Below are 21147 nucleotides of genomic sequence, written 5' to 3'. Positions count from 1 at the left end.
ATCCAGGCAATGACCGAGTTCGCGTTTTCGCTGGAGTGGGAAAAGCTGGGCAATGAAGGCGCCGAGGCCAATCTGGTCACCGAGCGTGCACGCGTGTTCGGGGGTTGGCTGGTTCGTGTGGGTACCAACCCGGCGGCGATGGCCCTGACCTTCGTCGCCGACGGCGAAGGCCGTTGGGACGGTGAAGACTTCGGCGTCGAGGATTACGAGGACGACGAAGAGGAAGAGTACGACGAGGACGAGGAAGGCGAGGAAGAAGAGGACGAGGACGAAGAGGAATACGAGGAAGAGGACGAGGAAGAAGAAGCGGAATCGCCTGAAAAGGCTTGACCCGCCCTTCGCACTGACGTCAACTTCCTGCATGTATTCGATCCGCCGCGCCACTGTGGACGACGCGCCGACCCTGTCGGCGCTGGCTGCCCGCACGTTCACCGAAACCTTTGGCCATCTGTATCCGCCGCAGGACCTGCAGGCCTTCCTCGAGGAGGCCTACACGGTCGAGCGCCAGCGCGTGATCCTGGCCCACCCGGATTACGCGGTGTGGCTGCTGGAGCTGGACGGGGAGGCGGTCGGCCATGCCGCCGCCGGCCCCTGTGGCCTGCCGCATCCCGAGGTGAAACCCGGTGACGGCGAACTCAAGCGCCTGTACCTGATCAAGACCCAGCAGAGCTGTGGCTGGGGCAGCCGCCTGCTGGAAACCGCGCTGGCCTGGCTGGAGCACGAAGGCCCGCGCACGCTGTGGCTGGGCGTGTGGTCGGAGAACTTCGGCGCACAGCGTTTCTACGCCCGCTATGGATTCGAGAAGGCGGGCGAATATCTGTTCCCGGTCGGCGACACCCACGATCTTGAATTCATCCTGCGCCGCACACCGCGCGCAGCCTGACGTTCACCGCCGCTTGCTGCGCGCGCGTGTTCAATCACCGTACGTTCCCGCCCCGCTGACCGCCAGGCTGTTTGCATGACTCCCCCCGTATTGCTGCTGCATGGCATCTGGAATGCCCGTGCCTGGGTCGGGCCGCTGGCCTGGCGCCTGCGCGCACGTGGTTTCCAGGTGCACGCGTTCGGCTATTCCTCGGTATTCGGTGGTCCCGACGTGGCCGTGCCGCAGCTGCTGGAGCGGCTGGCCGATGCCGGCCCGTTGTCGCTGGTCGGCCACAGCCTGGGGGGATTGCTGGCGCTGGAGGCCCTGCGCCGCCAGCCGCAGCTGGATGTGCAGCGCGTGGTCTGCCTGGGCTCGCCGCTGCGCGGCAGTGGCACTGCGCGTTCGCTGTCCGAGCACGGCTGGGGCCTGGCGTTGGGGCGCAGCAGCGACCTGCTGCTGGATGGCCTGCCGGACTGGCAGGGCAGGGCTGAGGTTGGCCTGATCGCCGGTTCGGTGCCGCATGGGCTGGGCAGCCTGCTGGGCGCCATCGACGATGCCTCCGACGGCACCGTGGCCCTGGCCGAGACCCGCCTGCCGGGGCTGGCCGACCATTGCGTGGTACGCACCAGCCACAGCGGCCTGGTGGTGTCGCCCGATGCCGCGCGGCAGACCGCGCATTTCCTGCGCCACGGCCAGTTCGACCACAGCCGCGACGCCGCCGCCGCGTAATTTGGTGGGGGCGACCGGCCTGCCTTGGTGGGTGCGAACCGTTGGTTCGCACGCTCTTCGCCGGGCCATGCCCGGCGGCATCCCTCCGCCCTAGACACGGTTGCCGCCCCCGATCAGGTAGAATCCGCGCCTTGATCCTGAAGCAGCCAGACGGTAGCACCCATGGGTAGAGGCCCCTCCATCGAAGCCCGCAAGAACGCGTCCGACGCGAAGCGTGGCAAGATTTTCACCAAGATCATCCGCGAGATCGGCGTTGCCGCGCGCGGCGGTGGAGGCGACCCCAACAACAACCCGCGCCTGCGCGCGGCCATGGACAAGGGCCTGGCCGTGAACATGTCCAAGGACGTGATCGAGCGCGCCATCAAGAAGGCCACCGGTGAACTGGAAGGCGTCGATTACGAGGAAATCCGCTACGAGGGCTATGCCCCGGGCGGCGTGGCCGTGATCGTCGACTGCCTGACCGACAACCGCGTGCGTACCGTGGCCGATGTCCGCCATGCGTTCAGCAAGTGCGGCGGCAACATGGGCACCGAGGGCTCGGTGGCCTTCATGTTCAAGCGCCTGGGCGTGCTGCATTTCGCCGCCGGTGCCGATGAAGAAGCGATCACCGAGGTCGCCATCGAGGCCGGCGCCGACGACATCGTGGTCTACCCGGAAGACGGCGCGATCGACGTGGTCACCAGCCCTGACGCGTTCAACGCGGTCAAGGACGCGATGGCCGCCGCCGGCCATGTCGCCGACCACGCCGAAATCACCTTCCGCGCGGACAATGACATCAAGGTCGAGGGCGAGGTCGCCCTGCAGGTCAAGAAGCTGCTGGACATGCTTGAAGACCTGGACGACGTGCAGGACGTGTACTCCAACGCCGAACTCGGCGCCGACGCCTACGCCTGAGCCGTCCACGACGGCCTGGGCGCGGGCCGTTGAACGGTCACCGCGGACAGTCATGAGCCCATACGCCTGCCAGCGCTTCCCGTTCTGCCCCGCCAGGAGTGCAGCATGACCCGCATCCTCGGCATCGACCCCGGTTCGCAGCGGACCGGGGTCGGCATCATTGATGTCGACGCCACCGGCAAGGTCAGCCACGTGCATCACCAGCCGCTGGTGCTGCTGGGCGCCGACGACTTCCCGCAGCGCATGAAGCTACTGGTGCTGGGCCTGGCTGACCTGTGCCGCGAGTACCAGCCGCAGGAAGTGGCCATCGAACGCGTGTTCATGGCCCGCAACCCCGATTCGGCACTGAAGCTGGGCCAGGCCCGTGGCGCGGCGATTTCCGCCGTGGTGCTGCGCGACCTGCCGGTGCATGAATATGCCGCCAGCGAGATCAAGCTGGCGGTGGTCGGGCGTGGTGGCGCCGAAAAGCAACAGGTTCAACACATGGTCGGGCTCATGCTCAACCTGAAAACCAAGCTGCAGGCCGACGCGGCCGACGCGTTGGCGGTGGCGATCACCCATGCCCACGTAAGGGCGACGGCCAACCGCCTGGGGCTCAGTGCCCGCCAGGCGTGGGGCCGCAAATGAGGAGCTGCACGCAATGATCGGTCGACTGCGCGGCATCGTCGCCTACAAGGCGCCGCCGTGGCTGGTGGTGGACGTGAACGGAGTGGGCTACGAGCTGGAGGCGCCGATGAGCACCTTCTACGACCTGCCCGAGCTCGGCCGCGAGGTCACCCTGTACACCCATTACTCGCAGAAGGAAGACAGCGTTTCGCTGTACGGCTTCCTGCGCGAGGGCGAGCGGCGCCTGTTCCGCGACGTGCAGAAGGTCAGTGGCATCGGCGCGAAGATCGCGCTGGCCGTGCTGTCCGGCGTCACCGTCGAGGAGTTCGCGCGCATGGTCCAGGCCGGTGACATCACCGCGCTGACCCGCATTCCGGGCATCGGCAAGAAGACCGCCGAGCGCATGGTGCTGGAGCTGCGTGACCGCGCCGCCCAGTTCGGTGCAGGCGGCGCGCTGCCCACTGGCAGTGGCCCGGCCCCGGCCGACCCGCTGTCCGATGCCACCGTGGCCCTGCAGCAGCTGGGCTACAAGCCGGCCGAAGCGGCGCGCATGGCCCGCGATGCCTTCAATGAAGGTGACGAAGTGGCCACCGTGATCCGCAAGGCGCTGCAGTCGGCGCTGCGCTGACCTGCCTTTCTTTCCCCCAACCCACCGCCTGAGCTTCGCCAGGAGTCCCATGTCCAGCAGTCAAACCCCGCACGCAGCCGCCCCAGGCGGCCATGGTCACGCCCCTCCAGCCGGAGGCCTGGCGCTGATCATTGGTGCGATCGGCGTGGTCTTCGGCGATATCGGTACCAGTCCGCTGTACACCCTGAAGGAGGCGTTCTCGCCGCACTACGGGCTCAACAGTGACCATGACACCGTACTGGGCGTGCTGTCGCTGGCGTTCTGGGCGCTGAACATCGTGGTCACGCTGAAGTACGTGACCATCATCATGCGCGCTGACAACGATGGCGAAGGCGGCATCATGGCGCTGATGGCGCTGACCCAGCGCACGCTGCGCAATGGTTCGCGCTCGGCCTACGTGGTGGGCATTCTCGGCATTTTCGGTGCCTCGCTGTTCTTCGGCGATGGCGTGATCACGCCAGCGATATCGGTGCTGGGTGCGGTGGAAGGCCTGGAGGTGGCCGCGCCCGGCCTGCATGCCTTCATCGTGCCGATCACCGTGGTAGTGCTGCTGGCGGTGTTCGCCGCGCAGCGCTTTGGCACCGAGAAGATCGGCAAGGCCTTCGGCCCCATCACGTCGGTCTGGTTCATCTCGCTGGCGGCGATCGGCATCTACAACATCGTCGACGCGCCGGAAGTGCTGAAGGCCTTCAACCCGTGGTGGGCGATCCGCTTCTTCATGGAACACAGCTGGCACGGCATCTTCATCCTCGGCGCGGTGGTGCTGGCGGTGACCGGTGGCGAGGCGCTGTACGCCGACATGGGCCACTTCGGTGCCAAGCCCATCCGCCACGCCTGGTACTTCTTCGTGCTGCCGTGCCTGGTGCTGAACTATCTGGGGCAGGGCGCACTGGTGCTCAACCACCCCGAGGCGCTGAAGAATCCGTTCTTCGAGGCGGTGCCGCCGTGGGCGCTGTATCCGATGATCATCCTGGCCACCATGGCCGCGGTGATCGCCTCGCAGTCGGTCATCACCGGTGCGTTCTCGGTTTCGCGCCAGGCCATGCAGCTGGGCTACATCCCGCGCATGCGCATCAAGCACACCTCGCACGACACCATCGGCCAGATCTACATCCCGGGCATCAACTGGGGCATCGCGGTGATGGTGATCGGCCTGGTGCTGGCCTTCCGCAGCTCGTCCAACCTGGCCGTGGCCTACGGCATCTCGGTGTCGGCCACCATGCTGATCGACACCCTGTTGCTGGCCCTGGTGGCACGCTCGCTGTGGCCGAAGGCCCGCAAGTGGATCCTGCCGCTGTGCGTGGTGTTCTTCATCATCGACCTCGGTTTCGTCATCGCCAACGGCGCCAAGCTGCTGCAGGGCGCCTGGTTCCCGGTGGTGCTGGGCATCTTCCTGTTCACCATGATGCGTACCTGGCGCCGTGGCCGCGAGCTCCTGCGCGATGAGATCCGCAAGGACGGCATCCGCCTGGATACCTTCCTGCCGGGCCTGATGCTGGCACCGCCGGTACGCGTGCCAGGCACTGCGGTATTCCTCACCGCCGACCCGACCGTGGCCCCGCATGCGCTGATGCACAACCTCAAGCACAACAAGGTGCTGCACGAGCGCAACGTGTTCCTGCACGTGGAAACCCTGCCGATTCCGTATGCGATGGAAGGGCAGCGGCTGAAGATCGAATCGGTAGGCGACGAGTTCTATCGCGTCTACGTGCGCTTCGGTTTCATGGAGACGCCGGACGTACCGCTGGCGCTGATGCGCTCGTGCGACCACGGTGGCATCTACTTCGACCCGATGGACACCACCTTCTTCGCCAGCCGCGAGACCATCGTCGCCACCGCCAACCGCGGCATGCCGATCTGGCGCGACAAGCTGTTCGCGCTGATGCACAGGAATGCTGCTCCCGCGACAGGCTTCTTCCGGATTCCGGGCAATCGTTTGGTGGAGCTGGGCGCGCAGGTGGAGATTTAATCTCCACCGTCGATTCATCCAGAGATCCATCCACGCATGGCGTGGATCTACCGTGTCGACCAAGGTCGACACCCACCAAGAGCAGGCAGAGCCGGCCATGCCATTCCGGCAGATTGCGGAGATCTGTCGAAGGCGGGGTGGGTCCGGTTGAGGGGGTGTGAGCGGCATGGATGCCGCGACCAAGCCCCCATGGATGGGTTTACGGCGTCCCCCGCAACCGGACCCACCCCGCCAATCCCCAGGAAGACCGCTTCGGCTGTTGCTCTGGATGTTGACGTTGCCTCTGCGGGTGCCGGGCGCAGCCCGGCCGAAACCCGTACTTTTGCCGCATAATCAGCACATGACCGACGACCGCATCATCGGCGCCGGCGCCACCCGCGAGGATGACGCCGCCGACGCCAGCATCCGCCCCAAGCGCCTTGCCGACTACCTCGGCCAGGTGCCGGTGCGCGAGCAGATGGAAATCTACATCCAGGCGGCCAAGGGGCGTGGCGACGCGCTCGACCACGTGTTGATCTTCGGGCCGCCCGGCCTGGGCAAGACCACCCTCAGTCATGTCATCGCCAACGAACTGGGCGTGGCCCTGCGCGTGACCTCCGGCCCGGTGATCGAGAAGGCCGGCGATCTTGCCGCGCTGCTGACCAACCTGCAGCCGCACGACGTGCTGTTCATCGACGAGATCCATCGCCTGTCGCCGGTGGTCGAGGAAGTGCTGTACCCGGCGATGGAAGACTTCCAGATCGACATCATGATCGGCGAGGGCCCCGCTGCCCGCTCGATCAAGATCGACCTGCCGCCGTTCACCCTGATCGGCGCGACCACCCGTGCAGGCCTGCTGACCGCGCCGCTGCGCGACCGCTTCGGCATCGTCCAGCGCCTGGAGTTCTACAGCGTCGAGGAACTGACCCGTATCGTGCGCCGCTCCGCCAGCATCCTCGGCATCGACTGCACCGCCGATGGGGCAGGGGAGATCGCGCGCCGCGCGCGTGGTACCCCGCGTATCGCCAACCGCCTGCTGCGACGCGTGCGCGACTATGCGCAGGTCAAGGCCGGTGGCCACATCGACGAGCCCGTGGCCCAGGCCGCGATGAAGATGCTCAAGGTCGACCCGGAAGGCTTCGACGAGCTCGACCGGCGCCTGCTCAAGACCATGGTCGACTACTTCGACGGCGGCCCGGTCGGCATCGAATCGCTGGCCGCAGCGCTGTCCGAAGAGCGCGGCACGCTGGAAGACGTGGTCGAGCCCTACCTGATCCAGCAGGGCTTCCTGGTGCGCACCGCGCGCGGCCGCATGGCCACCCACAAGGCCTACCGGCACATGGGCCTGAAGCCGAAGAACCCGCCGCAGGACCTGTTCGCCGAGGTTCCCGATGTCGGTTGAGCCGCGATTCAGTTGGCCGACACGCATTTACTGGGAAGATACCGATGCCGGTGGCGTGGTCTACCACGCCCGGTACGTGGCCTTCATGGAACGGGCCCGGACCGAATGGATGCGCGCGCTGGGCTACGGCCAGGAGCGCATGCGCATCGAGCACGGCATGATCTTCGCGGTGCGCTCGATGCAGATGGATTTCATCAGGCCGGCACGGCTGGATGACACCCTGCAGGTGAGCGCCCGCCTGGTCCAGCTGAAGAAGGCCAGCATGGTCTTCGACCAGCAGATCCTGCGCGACGGCGAGCTGCTGCTGTCGGCGCAGGTCCGCATCGCCGCACTGGAAGCGGCCAGTTTCCGCCCGCGTGGCATGGACGAGGCCGTCCTTGCCGTGCTGCAACCCCACCTCCACCCCGAATCCGAACACTGAGGAACAACGGATGATCGCAACGCTCCTGGCCCTGCAGGCCACGGTCACCGAGGCACTGCCGGCCGACGTCAGCAACGCCGCGACACAGACCCTTGCCCAGGCCACCACCGGCGGCGGCATCAACTACCTCGAACTGATGGCCAAGGCCAGCCTGCCGGTGAAGATCATCGTGCTGCTGCTGCTGGTCGGCTCGTTCGTCAGCTGGGTGATCATTTTCCGCAAGGCCCGCGTGTTCAAGCAGGCCACCCGCGAAGCCGACGAGTTCGAGAACCGCTTCTGGTCCGGCGCCGACCTGGGCAAGCTGTACAGCTCGGCCACCGACCGCAGCCGCAATGTCGGCGGCCTGGAAGCCATCTTCGAAGCCGGTTTCCGCGAATACACCCGCCTGCGCGACAAGCGCCGCCTGGATGGCCGTGCGCAGCTGGAAGGCGCGCAGCGTGCCATGCGCACCACCTACACCCGCGAAGTGGACCAGCTCGAGCGCAACCTGGAACTGCTGGCCAACATCGGCTCGACCGCCCCGTACGTGGGCCTGGTCGGTACCGTGTTCGGCATCATGGTGACCATGCACGACATGATCAGCAGCGGTGCGCAGGCCGGCATCGCCGCCGTCGCGCCAGGCATCTCCGAAGCCCTGTTCGCCACCGCCATCGGCCTGTTCGTGGCGATTCCGGCAGTGTGGGCCTACAACCGCTTCACCACCCGCGTAGAGCGCATGTCGGTGCGGTTCGAGACCTTCGCCGAAGAGTTCAGCTCCATCCTGCAGCGCCAGAGCGCTGGCGACGAGTAAGCGCCTGACCCGGGAGTCCAAGCCATGTCCGCTGCCATCGGTCGCCGCAAGCGCCGCAAGCTGAAATCGGAAATCAACGTCGTTCCCTACATCGACGTCATGCTGGTGCTGCTGATCATTTTCATGGTCACCGCGCCGCTGCTCACGCTGAGCTTCGACGTCGACCTGCCGCAGTCCAACGCCAAGGCGCTGGAGAGCAAGCAGGACCCGGTGATCGTCTCGGTGCGCCAGGACGGCCAGCTCAGCCTGAAGCTGCCCGACGCCAAGGAACCGACCGCCGTGTCGGCCGAGGAACTGGAAGGCCGCCTGGCCGGCATCGCCGCCCAGGACAAGGGCGTGCGCGTGATCGTCGCCGCCGACCGCGCCGTGGCCTATGAAAAGGTCATTGCTGCGATGGATGTGATCAAGCGCGCCAAGGTAGACAAGGTAGGCCTGGCCACCGATGCACGCTGACGCCCTGCCACCTCCACAGCAGCGCGAACCCGGCTGGGGCCTGCCCCTGGCGCTGGCGTTGCTGGTGCACCTGCTGGTCGCGCTGGTCTTCATCGTGGCCTGGTTCTGGTCGCCCGAGCGCAACACCGACGCCGCCGCCGGTGATCCGTCGGTCGAGGCCAGCCTGGCGCTGTCCGCGTCGGAGGCCTCCGCCGCGCGCCAGGCCCTGCGCCAGTCGGAGAAGCTGGAAGACCTGCCGCCGCCGGTGGCCGAGCCGATCCCGGTGCCGGAAGACACCATTCCGCCGCCGCAGCCGATTCCCGAGCCGCGCCCGCAGGACGCCCCCACGCCGCAGCAGCAACAGGCGCAGGAGCGCGTCGCGCAGCCGGACACCAAGGACCAGGAAGCGGTGAGCGCACTGGCCATCTCGCAGGAGAAGGCCAAGCAGGAGCAGGAAGCCAAGCGTCGCCAGGAGCAGATCGACCTGACCGAACGCAAGCGCCAGGAAGAAGCGGAGCAGAAGCTGCGCCTGGCCAAGCAGCAGGAAGCGGACGAGAAGAAGAAGCTGGCCGAGCAGGAGCGCGTGGCCGCTGACAAGGCCGAGGCCGAGAAGCAGAAGAAGATCGCCGAGATCCGTGCCCGCCGCGAGCAGGCCGAGAAGGAAGCCAAGCTGGCCGAGCAGAAGCTGCGCCAGGTGGCCGCCGCGCGCAATGCAGCCGGCAGTGCCGCTGCCGGTTCCAGCGGTGTGTCCCAGTCGGCCGCCGGTGGTGGTGGCAACAGCGACGATCTTTCGGCCAAGTACGCAGCCGCGATCCAGGCCAAGGTGCTGTCGCAGTGGGTGCGCCCGGATACGGTGCCGCTGGGCCAGCGCTGCCAGATCACCATCACCCAGATTCCGGGCGGCACGGTGATGCAGGCCAAGGTCAGCCCGAACTGCCCGTACGACGAGGCCGGCAAGCGTTCGATCGAGGCCGCCGTGCTCAACGCGCAGCCGCTGCCATACCGCGGCTTCGAGTCGGTATTCGCGCGCACGCTCAACTTCACCTTTACCGCCCAGGATCGCTGAGGCGGGCAGGGCAGGGTGGCTCCCGGGCCACCTGCGCCCACGGATGTCGCGCTCGCCTCTGGCAGGTCCGGTTTCGGCCGGGCAGGCTGTGGGCTGCTGTCGAACACCGTCCTACAGGGCGGCGTGACCGGGGCAGGCGAGTGCGATGTTAGCCACGACGTTAACGGTGCGTGAGAGGACGGGCTGGAACTGACCCGGAATTCACGTACCCTTGGTTCATGATTGCGAAGCGGTTCACTTCCGCTTTGTTATCCCTCGTTCCGGTTTCCCCCTATTGAGCGCTCCATGAAAAAGATGCCTCGCTGGCTTGCCGTGTTTGCGGCCCTGTTGCTGCCCTTTGCTGCCGTCGCGCAGCAGAAGGGGCTGGATATCGACATCATCGGCGGCAATGCCTCCGCGCTGCCGATCACCATCGTGCCGATGCCCTACCAGGGTTCGGCGGCTGCACCGCAGACCGACGTCGCTGGCGTGGTCCGTGCCGACCTGGAGCGCTCGGGCCAGTTCCGCACGCTGCCCGAAGCGCAGATCGTCGAGAAGCCCGTGCGTGGCGGCGACATCCAGTTCGCCACCTGGCGCGCGCTGAAGCAGAACTACATCGTGGTCGGCCGCGTGCTCGACGCTGGTGCCGGTGCCTACCGCGTCGAGTACGAACTGTTCGACGTGCCCAAGGGCGAGCGCCTGCTGGGCCTGGCGATGACCGCCCGTGGCAATGCCATGCGTGATGTCGCCCACCAGATGGCCGACGCCATCTACGAGAAGATCACCGGTGTGCGCGGCGCCTTCTGGACCCGCATCGCCTACGTGACCGCCAGCGGCAAGGGCGACGCCATGCGCTATGCGCTGATGGTGGCCGACTCCGATGGCTACAACCCGCAGACCATCGTGCGTTCGGCCGAGCCGCTGCTGTCGCCGTCGTGGAGCCCGGATGGCAGCAAGCTGGCCTACGTCAGCTTCGAGCGTGGCAATTCGGCCATCTACATCCAGAACATCGGCACCGGTGCGCGTGAGCTGGTCACCAGCTTCCGCGGCATCAACAGCGCCCCGGCGTTCTCCCCGGACGGCCGCAAGCTTGCCCTGACCCTGTCGCGTTCGGGCAATCCGGAAATCTACGTGATGGACCTGGGCAGCAAGCAGCTGACCCAGCTGACCAACCACTTCGCCATCGATACCGAGCCGACCTGGGCGCCGGACGGCAGCGCGGTGTACTTCACCTCCGACCGCGGCGGCCGTCCGCAGGTCTACAAGGTCGGTGCGGGCGGCGGCAGCGCCGAGCGCGTGACCTTCCAGGGCAACTACAACGCCAAGCCCTCGGTGTCCTACGATGGCAAGAAGATCGCCGTCGCCCAGGGCTCGGGCAACAGCTACAAGATCGCGATGATGGACAGCTCGCTGGGTTCGCCCCGCTGGAGCACGCTGTCCCCGGGCTCGCTGGATGAATCGCCCAGCTTTGCGCCCAACGCAAGCATGGTGCTGTACGCCGCCCGCGAAGGCGGCCGTGGTGTGTTGTATGCCGTTTCGGCCGATGCGCGGGTTCGCCAGCGCCTGGTCCTGGCCGATGGTGATGTGCGCGAACCGGCATGGTCCCCATACCGTACCCAGCGCTAAAAGAGTGTTAATATTTTCGCTGTCTTGAACCCCTCATCGGCCTAGGAGCCACAAAGGTATCGCCATGAACAAGTCCACCCGTGTTCTGCTTGTTTCCCTGCTGTCTGTGGCCGTCCTGGCCGGTTGCTCGAAGAAGGTGAAGGAAGAGCCGGCAGCCCCGGTTGACACCGGCACCTCGACCACCACCCCGACCGGTCCGTCGACCTCCGGCCTGTACGGCCCGGGCGACCTGGACACCGACGCTTGCCTGCGCCAGCGCGTTGTCTACTTCGACCTGGACAAGGAAGACGTGAAGCCGGAATTCCAGGCCATCATGGCTTGCCACGCCAAGTACCTGCGTGACCGTCCGTCCTCGCGCATCACCCTGCAGGGCCACACCGACGAGCGCGGTTCGCGCGCGTACAACCAGGCCCTGGGTGAGCGTCGTGGCAACGGCGTCAACTCGGCCCTGCAGGCCAACGGTGGCTCGGCTTCGCAGCTGACCGTCGTGTCCTACGGTGAAGAGCGTCCGGTCTGCACCGAGTCGAACGAGTCCTGCTGGTCGCAGAACCGTCGCGTCGAAATCGTCTACACCGCGCAGTAATCCATGCGCATTGGCATCAAACTGATGCTGGTCGTTGCGGCAGCCCTCGTGGCTGCCGCACCGGCGCATGCACAGCGACAGAGCCTGGCCGACCGCGTTGGCGCGATCGAGCAGCAGATGTACAACAACAGTGCCAACCAGGACCTGTTGAACCAGATCAACCAGCTGCGGCAGCAGGTCACCAGCCTGCAGGCCTCGATCGAGCAGTTGCAGCACGACAACGCCCAGCTCAAGCAGTCCGCCCAGGATCAGTACCTGGATCTGGACAGCCGCCTGAACCGGTTGGAAGGGGGCAATGCCGCCCCGGCCCTGCCGCCCGTTCCGGCGAGCGCGCCGAAGGCCGCTCCGGCCCCGGCAAAACCCGCAGCGGCGGCCACTTCCGAGCGGCCGCCTTCCGTCCATGGTGATGCCGGCAGCCTTGCCGCCACCGGCGACGAGCGCACCTCCTACAACGTCGCCTTCGATTCGCTGAAGGCCGGCAAGTACGATGACTCGGCGCAGCTGTTCCTGAGCTTCCTGCAGTTGTATCCGAACGGCGTCTACGCGCCGAACGCGCTGTACTGGCTGGGCGAGAGCTACTACGCCACCCGCAATTTCCCGATGGCCGAGACCCAGTTCCGTGAACTGCTCGCGCGCTATCCGACCCACGACAAGGCCGCTGGCGGCCTGCTCAAGGTCGGCCTCTCGCAGTATGGCGAGGGCAAGGTCGACCAGGCCCAGCAGACGCTGGAGACCGTCGTGGCGCAGTACCCTGGCTCGGACGCCGCGCGCACCGCGCAGGACCGTCTGCAGTCCATCCGTCTCGGCAAGCAGATCCGCTGATCCGCTGACAGGGCGTACAATGGGTGCCCTGTAGAGCCGAGCCCATGCTCGGCTGCTTTCGTTTCCGGACCGGCAAACCCGTCCGGTTGCTGTTGTAGAGCCGAGCCATGCTCGGCTGCTTTCGTTACCGGCCACGGTAGCCCGCCCGCCACGTGTCCCACCAAGAACTTCCCGCCATGACCGCCGTTACCCCGTCCAGCGCCGCCGCCACGCCCAGTGAGATCGTGCAGTCGCCCCTGCCACGCCTGAAGATAACCGAGATCTTCACCTCGCTGCAGGGCGAAGCCGATACCGCCGGCTGGCCGACCGTGTTCGTGCGCCTGACCGGCTGCCCGCTGCGCTGCCAGTACTGCGACACCGCCTATGCCTTCCACGGCGGCACCTGGTGGGACATCGACGACATCGTGGCCGAGGTGCTGGCCCAGGGCGTGCGCCACGTCTGCGTGACCGGCGGCGAGCCGCTGGCGCAGAAGCGTTGCCTGGTGCTGCTGCAGAAGCTCTGCGATGCCGGCATGGACGTTTCGCTGGAGACCTCCGGCGCGCTGGACGTCAGCGCGGTGGACCCGCGCGTATCGCGCGTGGTCGACATCAAGACCCCGGGCTCGGCCGAAGCCGCCCGCAACCGCCTGGAAAACCTGCCGCTGCTGACCGCCCGCGACCAGATCAAGTTCGTCATCTGCAACCGCGAGGACTACGAATGGGCCAAGGCCATGGTCGCCGAGCACGGCCTGGTGAAGCGCTGCACGGTGTTCTTCTCGCCCAGCAAGGGCGAGATCACCGCGCGGCAGCTGGCCGACTGGATCGTTGAAGACCGGCTGCCGGTGCGCTTCCAGATGCAGTTGCATAAAATCCTGTGGAACGACGAGCCGGGCCGATGAGCCTGCGCAGCGTTCCCTGATGTAGCTCCGGCGCGGGACAGCGTGCTGGCTTTCCCCTCCCAACCGGATGTTTTACCCATGAAGAAGGCAGTCGTGCTTCTCTCCGGCGGCATGGATTCAGCCGCCGTCATCGCCATGGCCCAGGAACAGGGCTTCGCCGTGCATGCCCTGAGCGTGCGCTACGGCCAGCGCCACACCTCCGAACTGGATGCCGCCGCCCGCGTGGCCAAGGCCCAGGGCGTGGTCGCGCACAAGACCGTGGACGTGGACCTGCGCAGCATCGGCGGCTCGGCACTGACCGACGACATCGACGTACCCGAGGCCGGTGGCGCCGGCATCCCGGTCACCTACGTGCCGGCGCGCAACACCATCATGCTGTCGCTGGCGCTGGGCTGGGCCGAAGTGCTCGGTGCCAATGACATCTTCTGCGGCGTCAACGCCGTGGACTACTCCGGCTACCCGGACTGCCGCCCCGAGTTCGTGGCTGCATTCCAGGCACTGGCCAACCTGGCCACCAAGTCGGGCGTGGAAGGTGCGGGCATCAAGGTGCACGCGCCGCTGCAGTTCCTCAGCAAGGGCCAGATCGTCAGCGAAGGCGTGCGCCTGGGCGTGGACTTCGGCCTGACCGTGTCCTGCTACAACGCCGACGCCAATGGCGCCGCCTGCGGCCACTGCGACGCCTGCCGCCTGCGCGCGCAGGGCTTCACCGAGGCCGGCGTGCCGGACCCGACGCTGTACGCCTGATCGCTCGGTAGAGCCGGCCGCTGGCCGGCTTCCCTGTGGGTGCGAACCCGATGGACCTGGTGGGTGCCAACCGCTCCCTCGGTGGGTGCGAACCTTGGTTGGCACTGTCCGCCAGACACGGTCCGGCGCTACTGGGGGGCTGACTCTGGTGGGTGCGAACCGTTGGTTCGCACTCCCTGGCCCGCAAGGCATGGCCCGGCGCTACCGCTGCCGCAACCATCCCGACGCGTCAATAAACGCCCGCACCGCCTTCGGATCGGCATAGTCCAACTCGATCATCCGCGCGATCCCCGCCTTCTCATCGGCCTGCTGGCGCATGTAATCCTGCGCGATGCGATACCCGGCGTAGTAACCCACATCACTCACCCCGAATGGATTGCGGGCGCTGTTGTAGAGCCAGTTGTCGAGGTTACCCCCGTCCATCTCTGCAATGAAACGCGTGCGGATGTCCGCCTCATGCGCGGGTCCGTAGCTGTACAGCGGAAGCGCCGGCCGACGCCCACTCAGTCGTTCGGCCACGTACTCGGCAACACCCTCGCGTACCGCGTACTGGGCCAGGCTGCCGGTGGTCTCGCGCTGCTGGGTATGCACGTACTCGTGCAGGTTGTTCTGCGCGTTGTTCGCCCCCGGACGGCTGTCGTAGAAGATCCGTAGCCGGTCGCGCATCTTTTCGGGCAGTTCGCTCACGTCCACGCGCTCATCGCCCAGCGCCATCTCGGCACCGATCAGCACCTTGTCACCCAGCGTGGTGCCGCCGGTGCGCAGCACACCGACTGCGTAGGTGATGGTGGCCGGACGCAAAGCCGGGTAGAGCGCCCGGAATTTGGAAAGATCCCGTTCCAGGGGGGCGCTGGCCTGCTGCGCGTTGGCGGTCAACGGCCGAACCGACGTCCAGAAGCGCGGCCACGCGCGCATGGCCTCGGCGTATTCGCGGGCGGTATAGTTGCGGACCTGCATCAGCGCATGCAGGCCGGGGCTGCCTGGATCGATGTAGCGCTCCTGCACGAGTGCGACCTGGCGGTCAACGTCTGGCTCGGCGCGCACCGCGTCATAGGTGGCCCAGAAGCGGCCGATGTCGTCGGTGACGACCTGGGGCGGGGCGGCCAGTGCCGCGCAGGGCAGCAGCAGGGCGGCAACGAGGCAGAGGGGCAGGCGCATCCGTGGCTCCGGGGAAGGATCACAGATGGGATGCGACGACGGCCCGGAAGGTTTAAGCCGGCGGTCCAGATCGGGTAGTGCCGGCCGCTGGCTGGCAACCTCGACGCACCAGGGTTTCACCCGGCCCGGCAAAGTAGGGTAGAATGCCCACCCCGCCGAAAGGCTGGGGCAGTGCAATGGGCCGTTAGCTCAGTCGGTAGAGCAGAAGACTTTTAATCTTTTGGTCGAAGGTTCGAATCCTTCACGGCCCACCAATTGCATCCAATGACCCAGGTCATTCAGAAGGGCACCGCAATGCGGTGCCTTTTTTGTTGCGCTTCTCCACGGCAACTACTTCGTCCGCGCAGTCTTCGCTTTAGCCGCCGCCGCGTCAGCAGCCTCCTGTGCGGCCGTTGCTGCTGCATTCGCAGAACGTGCCGCCTCCGCTCTTGCCGCCTCGAAATAGGTGAGCCGCTGCAGACTGGTTCTGCGTTCCAGCTCCATTGCTGCGGCGAAGCTCTCCGGATGCTTTGCAGCACAGGCCTCCTGCACCAGTTGCACGGCACGATCAGACAGCCCGGGCTGGATGTTGCCGAGCAGGCAATCGGCATACGGAACGGGCGCGGCCGAGCTGGCGGCCAGCGCGGCGATGAGCAGGGCACTCAACATGCAAACCTCCTTGTAGGTTTCGAAGGGACTGGCAACCAGTCCGTCCCAAGTATGGACCGGATCTGGGTGAAACGGCGGCTACGCCGGCCGGATATCCCGGCACACCAGTTCCGCCAGCCCGCGGCAGGCGAAGAACAACCCATCGATTAGCCCCTCATCCAGATGGCGGTCGGGCGTGGCCATCGACCGGCAGCGTTCGGCGGCGTGCAGCATTTCCGCCACGATCAGCATGCCAACGGCGGCACGCTCCGCGTGTGCCATCGCCTGTTCCCGCCCGGGCGGCAGATCGGTTTCCGGGCAGGGCAGACCGTCGGCGCCGTCGCCATCGCGGATGCGCTTGAGGCATCCCCAGAATGCGCATCCACGCATGGCGTAGATCTACTTTCGCCTGAGAACAATCGCTGCGATGACGGCTGCGATGCCGACCGGGACCAGGACGACCGCCAGAAGAATGATCCAGTGCCAAATGCTGAATCCCCCCATGTCCCAACTCCTTGTAGGAAACGATGAATGTTAGCAAACGCGATTGCAGTCATTTCCCGATACAGTTCAAGCATCGCGCAGCGCCGTAGCATACGTGCAGGCATGCCGAATCGGCCGACGCCTTGGCCTTGGCGTTATGCTCGGCACTTTCCCAGGATGGGCCGCTCCATGCGCTTGATCGTGCTGTCGCTGTTGTTGTCCGCTGTCTCCGCCGCGCCTCTGATGGCCGCCGAAACCGCGCCGCCCGCTGCCGCCTCGCCTCTGGTCATCGGCGAGACCTTCACCATCGAATCGAAGGCGCTGGGCGAGACCCGCCGTATCAATGTCTATCGCCCGCAGCCGTGGGGCCTGGACCCGAAGGCGCCGCTGCCGGTGCTCTACATGCCCGACGGCGGCATCGGCGAGGACTTCCTGCATGTGGCCGGGCTGGTGCAGGTGCTGACCGGCAACGGCAGCATGCGCCCGTTCCTGCTGGTCGGCATCGAGAACACCGAGCGCCGCCGCGACATGACCGGCCCCAGCAACGACCCGCAGGACCAGAAGATCGCGCCACGCATTGGTGGCTCGGCGGCCTACCGCACCTTCCTGCGCGATGAACTGATGCCGCAGGTGCGCCAGCGCTACCCGACTACCGACGAACGCGCGTTGATCGGCGAGTCGCTGGCTGGCCTGTTCGTGGTCGAAACGCTGCTGCAGGAACCGACACTGTTCAACAGCTACATCGCGCTGGACCCCAGCCTGTGGTGGAACCGTGGTGCAATGCTGGCCGGGGCGGCCAAGCAGCTGCCGGCGGTGACGCGTGCGCAGCCGCGAGTATTCCTGGCCAGCAGTGGGCAGCCGGAGCTGGCCGCATCCACTGCACGACTGGCCGAGTTGCTGCAGCAGGCTTCGCCGTCGCCGCTGGTGAAGTACCTGCCGCTGCCCGAGGAAACCCACGCCACGATCTATCATCCGGCCGCGTTGCAGGCGCTGCGCACGCTGTTCCCGGCACCGCCGCCGGCCACGCCCTGACCCGGCGTAGCGCTGCAGGACACGACATGTGAGGATGCGGTAGCGGCGCCACCTGGGTGCGCCGCCCGCAATGGGAGCGTGTGGATGCAGCGTGTGCGTGGATGGAGTGTGGCGGCCTGCCTGGCCGTGAGTGGCTGTGCGATGTCGGTGGCGCCGCCGGCAGCGCAGAGTGACGCGAAGGAAAGCACGGCCACTGCCGTACCGGGCGTGGTGCTGCCGGACACCGAAGCGCTGCGCGTACATGACCCGGTGGGGCGCGATTACCCGATCTGGGTGGCGCTGCCGGCCGACTATGCCGCGCACCCTGAAAAGCGCTATCCAGTGCTGTACGTGACCGATGCGTTGTACAGCTTCCCGCTGGTGCGCAGCGTGCGCAATCTGGTGGGACAGCAGGGCGTCAACATTGAGAATTTCATCCTGGTCGGGCTGCCACCACAGGAAGGCCTGACCTCGAAGCAGAGTCGATCGCGCGATTACACGCCCAGTAATCCGGCGCGTACCGAGGGCTACTACAGTGATGACGTCACCTACGGCGGTGCCGCGCACTATCGCGATTTCCTGGCGGCGCAGGTGCTGCCGATGGTCGATGCACGTTATCGCACCGATCCCGCCCGGCGCATGTTCGCCGGTCATTCCTATGGTGCTCTGTTCGGCGCCTACGTGTTGACGACCCGGCCGGACATGTTCAGCACCTATGTTCTGTCGAGCCCGTCGTTGTGGTTCGACCACCTTCTGCTGCCGCGGATGCAGGATGCCGCTGTGATTCCGGCGCAGCCGACGCGGGTGCTGCTGTCGGTGGGAAGCTATGAGACGGACAAGCCAGGGCCGCGTTACTCAACCGGGAACGACATGCTGCGGCAGACTGCCGACTTCACTGCCCAGCTTGAGCGCAAGGGGCGCGAGCTGAAGGTGGACAACGTGGTGATCGACGGTGAGGACCACCTGACGGTATACCCGCGGGTGATCAGCCGTGCGCTGCTGGAAGTGTTGCCGGGTGAGGGGCCGTATACCGGCGGCTGATGACCCGTTCAATCCACGCCGACGAGAAGTGAAATCAGTAGATCCACGCATGCGTGGATGAATGCCTCACGCGGCCTGTGCATCCGGCCCGGTCAACACGCCCACATCGGCGTGGCGGAAGCACAGGCGGATGGCATCGAGCAGCTCGCTCATGCTGTACGGCTTGGGCAGGAAGTGGATGCCGGCGCGCAGCTGCGTCAGCACGCGATGCTGGTCCATGCCGGAGGTGACCAGGATCGGCAGCTGCGGCAGGTGCTCGCGCACGCGGTTGGCAGTTTCGATGCCACTGATGCCGCCCAGGCAGACGTCGGTGAACAGCAGGTCGAACGGTTCACCGGCGTTGAGCAGGCCCAGTGCGGCCTCGGCGCTGCTGACAGCGGTGACCTGGCAGGCCTGGCTTTCCAGGGCGAGACGGCTCAGTTCCTGGGTTTCCTCGGCGTCCTCGATCAGCAGGACGCGCGGTTCCACAAAGCGCTTGGACAGCAACATGACGCGGCAACTCCGGACAACAGGGGGAGCGAAAGGCGCGCAAGTATGCGCAAGCCGGTAGTGATCCCGGCGTGCACGGCAAGCTAAGTGGGCGTTACAACACGCGTCTGGCGCCGGCGACGCACGTGCCAGGCCAGGATCGCGACCGCGAGCAGGGCGGTGCCGATGCGCAGGCCGGTGGCCTGCCAGCCCAGTGCAACGGCGTCATCAAGGCTGAACACGTTCCAGGCCAGGTTCATCGATACGTGCAGGACCAGGCCGCACCACAAGGTGTCACCGTCGAGGTGGTCGAGCCAGGCGAAGATGAAGCCGCCCAGGGCGATCACCGCGCCGACGAACAGCGCGAGGCCGCCACCGTCGAAGCCGCCGAAGCCCAGCCAGTGCACCATGCCGAACAACAGCGCCTGCGGCAGTGCGAGCCATGGCCAAGGGCCGCGCACGATCTTCACCAGCAGTACGAAGCCCAGGCCGCGGAAGAGCACTTCCTCGGCCAGCGGGAACAGCACCGCCAGCATGGTGGCATCCAGTGCGGTCAGTGCCTTGTTCGGCGTACCGAGCAGCGCCAGGCCCAGCCAGCAGGGCAGGCTGGCCAGCAGTACCCAGAACGGGCCGCCCCAGCCGTTGCCGCGCAGTCCCAGGCTGGCCATCAGGCCCATCCCGCGTGGCCGCAGCAGCGCGGCCAGCAGGAGTGCCACGAGCACGGCCAGCGCGTTGTCGAGCAGGCTGCCGCCGTAAGCAATGGGCAAGGCGGGAATCGGCGTGCCTGCGGCGGCTGCGATGTCGCGCAGATTCAGGCCAACGCCGGCGCCGAACAGCACCAGCAGCAGGCGCGCGGCGCTGGGCAGGCGGGACAGGACGGTCATGCACGCACTCCCTGCGGAACCAGCATGCAGTGTGGAAGGGGCCGGGCACGCTGGCACGCGCCGGAAGTCCCTGTGCCATCGGTCATGTGTTGCCGCACAGTCATCACAGCGCAGGTACAGTCGCTACCAGACCGACAGGAGCAATGCCAATGCTGTGCCCCGTGTGCAAGACCCAGACCCTGCAGATGGCCGAACGCCATGGCATCGAGATCGACTATTGCCCTGGTTGCCGTGGTGTCTGGCTGGATCGTGGCGAGCTGGACAAGATCATCGAGCGCGCGGGTGCGGGTAGTGCGGTACCGCCGCCCGCCCCGGCGCAGTCGCAGCCGGCCGCCGCGCCGCCGCCGGTGATGCATCGCGACACCCGTCATCTGGGCCAGCGCTACGAGGACAACCGGGGCCAGCAGTACAGCCACGGCTACAAGAAAAAGAAGAAGGACAGCTTCCTGTCGGAGTTGTTCGATTTCTAGTTTGTAGCGTCGAGCCATGCTCGACTGGATGTTGCAGGCCATAGTCGAGCATGGCTCGACGCTACATGGAGCGCGTGATCACGGCCGCCGCAGGATGAGCTCGCGGTCATGCGTGTCGCCGACGATGAAGTCGTACTCGCCGACCTTGCTGCACCCATAGCGCGCGTAGAAGCGCTGCGCGCCGAAGTTTTCTTCCCATACGCCCACCCACAGGGTGCGGCGCTGCGGCTGGTCCAGCCAGGCCATGAACGCGTCCATCATGCGTGCACCATGGCCGCCGTTCTGGTGTGCAGCCAGAATGTAGAACCGCTTCAGTTCGATGTCGCCCTCGCATGCATCCGTGTGCGGCAGGGTGTTGGCACCGGCGGCCAGATAGCCGACCACGGCGTCACCGTCCATCAGCAGCCAGATGGCACTGCGTGGGTCGGACAGTTCGATGCGCTGCGGTTCGCTGCTGTAGTGATCCTGCAGGAAATCGTGCAGGTCCTGCGGCGGATATGAGTCGCCCCAGGTCTCGGTATAGGTGGCGATGGCGATCGCCGAAAGCGTGTCGACGTCGGCGAGGGTGGCGCGGCGGATCTGCAACGACATGGCG

Annotated in this window: 26 protein-coding genes and 1 tRNA gene; 21 read left to right on the top strand and 6 right to left on the bottom strand. The window is 66.5% G+C overall.

Features of this window, described 5'->3' with window-relative positions; all coding sequences use genetic code 11:
* The first annotated feature begins 9 nt into the window (after positions 1-9).
* From ACW5IY_RS16985 to queC, 17 genes are all read left to right on the top strand, one after another.
* On the top strand, positions 10-330 hold the full coding sequence (locus tag ACW5IY_RS16985; RefSeq protein ID WP_019337538.1) for a hypothetical protein: 321 nt from the start codon (positions 10-12) through the stop codon (positions 328-330).
* A gap of 31 nt (positions 331-361) precedes the next feature.
* Positions 362-883 carry a GNAT family N-acetyltransferase gene (locus ACW5IY_RS16980; RefSeq protein ID WP_049435678.1) on the top strand — a complete coding sequence of 174 codons (522 nt, stop codon included), beginning with the start codon at positions 362-364 and terminating at the stop codon, positions 881-883.
* A 75-nt stretch (positions 884-958) separates the two neighbouring features.
* Positions 959-1591 carry an esterase/lipase family protein gene (locus tag ACW5IY_RS16975; RefSeq protein ID WP_032128532.1) on the top strand — a complete coding sequence of 211 codons (633 nt, stop codon included), beginning with the start codon at positions 959-961 and terminating at the stop codon, positions 1589-1591.
* Positions 1592-1753: 162 nt separating this feature from the next.
* Positions 1754-2485, top strand: a complete 732-nt coding sequence (locus tag ACW5IY_RS16970) for a YebC/PmpR family DNA-binding transcriptional regulator (RefSeq protein WP_049435676.1) — start codon at positions 1754-1756, stop codon at positions 2483-2485.
* 105 nt (positions 2486-2590) lie between these two features.
* Complete coding sequence (gene ruvC, locus ACW5IY_RS16965; protein ID WP_010481590.1) at positions 2591-3112, top strand: crossover junction endodeoxyribonuclease RuvC; 522 nt, start codon at positions 2591-2593, stop codon at positions 3110-3112.
* Positions 3113-3125: 13 nt separating this feature from the next.
* Complete coding sequence (gene ruvA, locus ACW5IY_RS16960; protein ID WP_005410756.1) at positions 3126-3719, top strand: Holliday junction branch migration protein RuvA; 594 nt, start codon at positions 3126-3128, stop codon at positions 3717-3719.
* Positions 3720-3768: 49 nt separating this feature from the next.
* The gene (locus ACW5IY_RS16955; protein ID WP_049435675.1) at positions 3769-5688 is read left to right on the top strand and encodes a potassium transporter Kup; all 1920 of its coding nucleotides are present in this window, start codon (positions 3769-3771) and stop codon (positions 5686-5688) included.
* Positions 5689-6028: 340 nt separating this feature from the next.
* Positions 6029-7069 (top strand): Holliday junction branch migration DNA helicase RuvB, encoded by a 1041-nt coding sequence (ruvB, locus tag ACW5IY_RS16950; RefSeq protein WP_005410754.1) that lies wholly within the window; start codon positions 6029-6031, stop codon positions 7067-7069.
* Positions 7059-7490 (top strand): tol-pal system-associated acyl-CoA thioesterase, encoded by a 432-nt coding sequence (gene ybgC / locus ACW5IY_RS16945; RefSeq protein ID WP_049435673.1) that lies wholly within the window; start codon positions 7059-7061, stop codon positions 7488-7490. The genes ruvB and ybgC overlap by 11 nt, the downstream gene beginning before the upstream one ends.
* Positions 7491-7500: 10 nt before the next feature.
* Complete coding sequence (gene tolQ / locus ACW5IY_RS16940; RefSeq protein ID WP_006438802.1) at positions 7501-8280, top strand: protein TolQ; 780 nt, start codon at positions 7501-7503, stop codon at positions 8278-8280.
* A gap of 24 nt (positions 8281-8304) precedes the next feature.
* Positions 8305-8733 (top strand): protein TolR, encoded by a 429-nt coding sequence (gene tolR, locus ACW5IY_RS16935; protein ID WP_005410751.1) that lies wholly within the window; start codon positions 8305-8307, stop codon positions 8731-8733.
* Positions 8723-9778: a cell envelope integrity protein TolA gene (gene tolA / locus ACW5IY_RS16930; RefSeq protein ID WP_049486738.1), complete on the top strand. Its 1056-nt coding sequence runs from the start codon at positions 8723-8725 to the stop codon at positions 9776-9778. The genes tolR and tolA overlap by 11 nt, the downstream gene beginning before the upstream one ends.
* A gap of 285 nt (positions 9779-10063) precedes the next feature.
* Positions 10064-11383 (top strand): Tol-Pal system beta propeller repeat protein TolB, encoded by a 1320-nt coding sequence (gene tolB / locus ACW5IY_RS16925; protein WP_032128528.1) that lies wholly within the window; start codon positions 10064-10066, stop codon positions 11381-11383.
* 64 nt (positions 11384-11447) lie between these two features.
* The gene (gene pal / locus ACW5IY_RS16920) at positions 11448-11966 is read left to right on the top strand and encodes a peptidoglycan-associated lipoprotein Pal (protein ID WP_005410748.1); all 519 of its coding nucleotides are present in this window, start codon (positions 11448-11450) and stop codon (positions 11964-11966) included.
* 3 nt (positions 11967-11969) lie between these two features.
* The gene (ybgF, locus tag ACW5IY_RS16915) at positions 11970-12788 is read left to right on the top strand and encodes a tol-pal system protein YbgF (protein WP_049435672.1); all 819 of its coding nucleotides are present in this window, start codon (positions 11970-11972) and stop codon (positions 12786-12788) included.
* A gap of 176 nt (positions 12789-12964) precedes the next feature.
* On the top strand, positions 12965-13666 hold the full coding sequence (gene queE / locus ACW5IY_RS16910; protein WP_049435671.1) for a 7-carboxy-7-deazaguanine synthase QueE: 702 nt from the start codon (positions 12965-12967) through the stop codon (positions 13664-13666).
* A gap of 78 nt (positions 13667-13744) precedes the next feature.
* On the top strand, positions 13745-14410 hold the full coding sequence (gene queC, locus ACW5IY_RS16905) for a 7-cyano-7-deazaguanine synthase QueC (protein WP_043400548.1): 666 nt from the start codon (positions 13745-13747) through the stop codon (positions 14408-14410).
* A gap of 201 nt (positions 14411-14611) precedes the next feature.
* Here queC and ACW5IY_RS16900 read toward each other — a convergent pair whose 3' ends face one another.
* Positions 14612-15568 carry a DUF2268 domain-containing putative Zn-dependent protease gene (locus ACW5IY_RS16900; RefSeq protein ID WP_049435670.1) on the bottom strand — a complete coding sequence of 319 codons (957 nt, stop codon included), beginning with the start codon at positions 15566-15568 and terminating at the stop codon, positions 14612-14614.
* Between the two features lie 178 nt (positions 15569-15746).
* Between ACW5IY_RS16900 and ACW5IY_RS16895 the strand changes: the two genes are divergently transcribed.
* Positions 15747-15822 (top strand) — tRNA-Lys (locus ACW5IY_RS16895).
* 76 nt (positions 15823-15898) lie between these two features.
* Here the strand turns inward: ACW5IY_RS16895 and ACW5IY_RS16890 are convergent.
* Both ACW5IY_RS16890 and ACW5IY_RS16885 read right to left on the bottom strand, forming a co-directional pair.
* On the bottom strand, positions 15899-16216 hold the full coding sequence (locus ACW5IY_RS16890) for a hypothetical protein (protein WP_010481695.1): 318 nt from the start codon (positions 16214-16216) through the stop codon (positions 15899-15901).
* A gap of 78 nt (positions 16217-16294) precedes the next feature.
* Positions 16295-16585, bottom strand: coding sequence for a hypothetical protein (locus ACW5IY_RS16885; RefSeq protein WP_239682887.1), 291 nt, complete (start codon positions 16583-16585; stop codon positions 16295-16297).
* A gap of 282 nt (positions 16586-16867) precedes the next feature.
* Here ACW5IY_RS16885 and ACW5IY_RS16880 point away from each other — a divergent pair, with 282 nt between their 5' ends.
* Positions 16868-17710 carry an alpha/beta hydrolase gene (locus ACW5IY_RS16880; RefSeq protein WP_049435669.1) on the top strand — a complete coding sequence of 281 codons (843 nt, stop codon included), beginning with the start codon at positions 16868-16870 and terminating at the stop codon, positions 17708-17710.
* Positions 17711-17794: 84 nt separating this feature from the next.
* Positions 17795-18730: an alpha/beta hydrolase gene (locus ACW5IY_RS16875; RefSeq protein ID WP_049435668.1), complete on the top strand. Its 936-nt coding sequence runs from the start codon at positions 17795-17797 to the stop codon at positions 18728-18730.
* 66 nt (positions 18731-18796) lie between these two features.
* Here ACW5IY_RS16875 and ACW5IY_RS16870 read toward each other — a convergent pair whose 3' ends face one another.
* Together ACW5IY_RS16870 and ACW5IY_RS16865 are read right to left on the bottom strand one after the other, a co-directional pair.
* Positions 18797-19219, bottom strand: coding sequence for a response regulator (locus tag ACW5IY_RS16870; protein ID WP_049435667.1), 423 nt, complete (start codon positions 19217-19219; stop codon positions 18797-18799).
* Positions 19220-19302: 83 nt separating this feature from the next.
* Positions 19303-20082: a CPBP family glutamic-type intramembrane protease gene (locus tag ACW5IY_RS16865; protein WP_049435666.1), complete on the bottom strand. Its 780-nt coding sequence runs from the start codon at positions 20080-20082 to the stop codon at positions 19303-19305.
* 149 nt (positions 20083-20231) lie between these two features.
* Between ACW5IY_RS16865 and ACW5IY_RS16860 the strand changes: the two genes are divergently transcribed.
* Entirely contained in the window at positions 20232-20552 is a 321-nt protein-coding gene (locus ACW5IY_RS16860) for a TFIIB-type zinc ribbon-containing protein (RefSeq protein ID WP_010481706.1), read from the top strand.
* A gap of 78 nt (positions 20553-20630) precedes the next feature.
* Here the strand turns inward: ACW5IY_RS16860 and ACW5IY_RS16855 are convergent, their stop codons facing one another.
* A complete protein-coding gene (locus ACW5IY_RS16855; RefSeq protein ID WP_010481707.1) occupies positions 20631-21143 on the bottom strand; it encodes a GNAT family N-acetyltransferase in 513 nt (170 codons plus the stop codon).
* Between the last annotated feature and the right edge of the window lie 4 nt (positions 21144-21147).

Source organism: Stenotrophomonas sp. C-A (assembly GCF_054030835.1).
This window is presented reverse-complemented; position numbering and strand designations above follow the sequence as displayed.

What these genes read in the sequence shown, in the direction of transcription:
- ruvA (WP_005410756.1), top strand. Translation starts at nt 3,126, where the DNA reads ATGATCGGTCGACTGCGCGGCATCGTCGCCTACAAGGCGCCGCCGTGG.
- queC (WP_043400548.1), top strand. Translation starts at nt 13,745, where the DNA reads ATGAAGAAGGCAGTCGTGCTTCTCTCCGGCGGCATGGATTCAGCCGCC.
- ACW5IY_RS16880 (WP_049435669.1), top strand. Translation starts at nt 16,868, where the DNA reads ATGCGCTTGATCGTGCTGTCGCTGTTGTTGTCCGCTGTCTCCGCCGCG.
- ruvB (WP_005410754.1), top strand. Translation starts at nt 6,029, where the DNA reads ATGACCGACGACCGCATCATCGGCGCCGGCGCCACCCGCGAGGATGAC.
- tolB (WP_032128528.1), top strand. Translation starts at nt 10,064, where the DNA reads ATGAAAAAGATGCCTCGCTGGCTTGCCGTGTTTGCGGCCCTGTTGCTG.
- ACW5IY_RS16900 (WP_049435670.1), bottom strand. Translation starts at nt 15,568, where the DNA reads ATGCGCCTGCCCCTCTGCCTCGTTGCCGCCCTGCTGCTGCCCTGCGCG.
- ACW5IY_RS16875 (WP_049435668.1), top strand. Translation starts at nt 17,795, where the DNA reads ATGCAGCGTGTGCGTGGATGGAGTGTGGCGGCCTGCCTGGCCGTGAGT.
- tolQ (WP_006438802.1), top strand. Translation starts at nt 7,501, where the DNA reads ATGATCGCAACGCTCCTGGCCCTGCAGGCCACGGTCACCGAGGCACTG.
- queE (WP_049435671.1), top strand. Translation starts at nt 12,965, where the DNA reads ATGACCGCCGTTACCCCGTCCAGCGCCGCCGCCACGCCCAGTGAGATC.
- ACW5IY_RS16865 (WP_049435666.1), bottom strand. Translation starts at nt 20,082, where the DNA reads ATGACCGTCCTGTCCCGCCTGCCCAGCGCCGCGCGCCTGCTGCTGGTG.
- ACW5IY_RS16855 (WP_010481707.1), bottom strand. Translation starts at nt 21,143, where the DNA reads ATGTCGTTGCAGATCCGCCGCGCCACCCTCGCCGACGTCGACACGCTT.
- ACW5IY_RS16890 (WP_010481695.1), bottom strand. Translation starts at nt 16,216, where the DNA reads ATGTTGAGTGCCCTGCTCATCGCCGCGCTGGCCGCCAGCTCGGCCGCG.
- ACW5IY_RS16870 (WP_049435667.1), bottom strand. Translation starts at nt 19,219, where the DNA reads ATGTTGCTGTCCAAGCGCTTTGTGGAACCGCGCGTCCTGCTGATCGAG.
- ACW5IY_RS16860 (WP_010481706.1), top strand. Translation starts at nt 20,232, where the DNA reads ATGCTGTGCCCCGTGTGCAAGACCCAGACCCTGCAGATGGCCGAACGC.
- ACW5IY_RS16985 (WP_019337538.1), top strand. Translation starts at nt 10, where the DNA reads ATGACCGAGTTCGCGTTTTCGCTGGAGTGGGAAAAGCTGGGCAATGAA.
- ACW5IY_RS16955 (WP_049435675.1), top strand. Translation starts at nt 3,769, where the DNA reads ATGTCCAGCAGTCAAACCCCGCACGCAGCCGCCCCAGGCGGCCATGGT.
- ACW5IY_RS16885 (WP_239682887.1), bottom strand. Translation starts at nt 16,585, where the DNA reads ATGCGTGGATGCGCATTCTGGGGATGCCTCAAGCGCATCCGCGATGGC.
- ACW5IY_RS16970 (WP_049435676.1), top strand. Translation starts at nt 1,754, where the DNA reads ATGGGTAGAGGCCCCTCCATCGAAGCCCGCAAGAACGCGTCCGACGCG.
- ACW5IY_RS16980 (WP_049435678.1), top strand. Translation starts at nt 362, where the DNA reads ATGTATTCGATCCGCCGCGCCACTGTGGACGACGCGCCGACCCTGTCG.
- ACW5IY_RS16975 (WP_032128532.1), top strand. Translation starts at nt 959, where the DNA reads ATGACTCCCCCCGTATTGCTGCTGCATGGCATCTGGAATGCCCGTGCC.
- ybgF (WP_049435672.1), top strand. Translation starts at nt 11,970, where the DNA reads ATGCGCATTGGCATCAAACTGATGCTGGTCGTTGCGGCAGCCCTCGTG.
- tolA (WP_049486738.1), top strand. Translation starts at nt 8,723, where the DNA reads ATGCACGCTGACGCCCTGCCACCTCCACAGCAGCGCGAACCCGGCTGG.
- pal (WP_005410748.1), top strand. Translation starts at nt 11,448, where the DNA reads ATGAACAAGTCCACCCGTGTTCTGCTTGTTTCCCTGCTGTCTGTGGCC.
- ybgC (WP_049435673.1), top strand. Translation starts at nt 7,059, where the DNA reads ATGTCGGTTGAGCCGCGATTCAGTTGGCCGACACGCATTTACTGGGAA.
- ruvC (WP_010481590.1), top strand. Translation starts at nt 2,591, where the DNA reads ATGACCCGCATCCTCGGCATCGACCCCGGTTCGCAGCGGACCGGGGTC.
- tolR (WP_005410751.1), top strand. Translation starts at nt 8,305, where the DNA reads ATGTCCGCTGCCATCGGTCGCCGCAAGCGCCGCAAGCTGAAATCGGAA.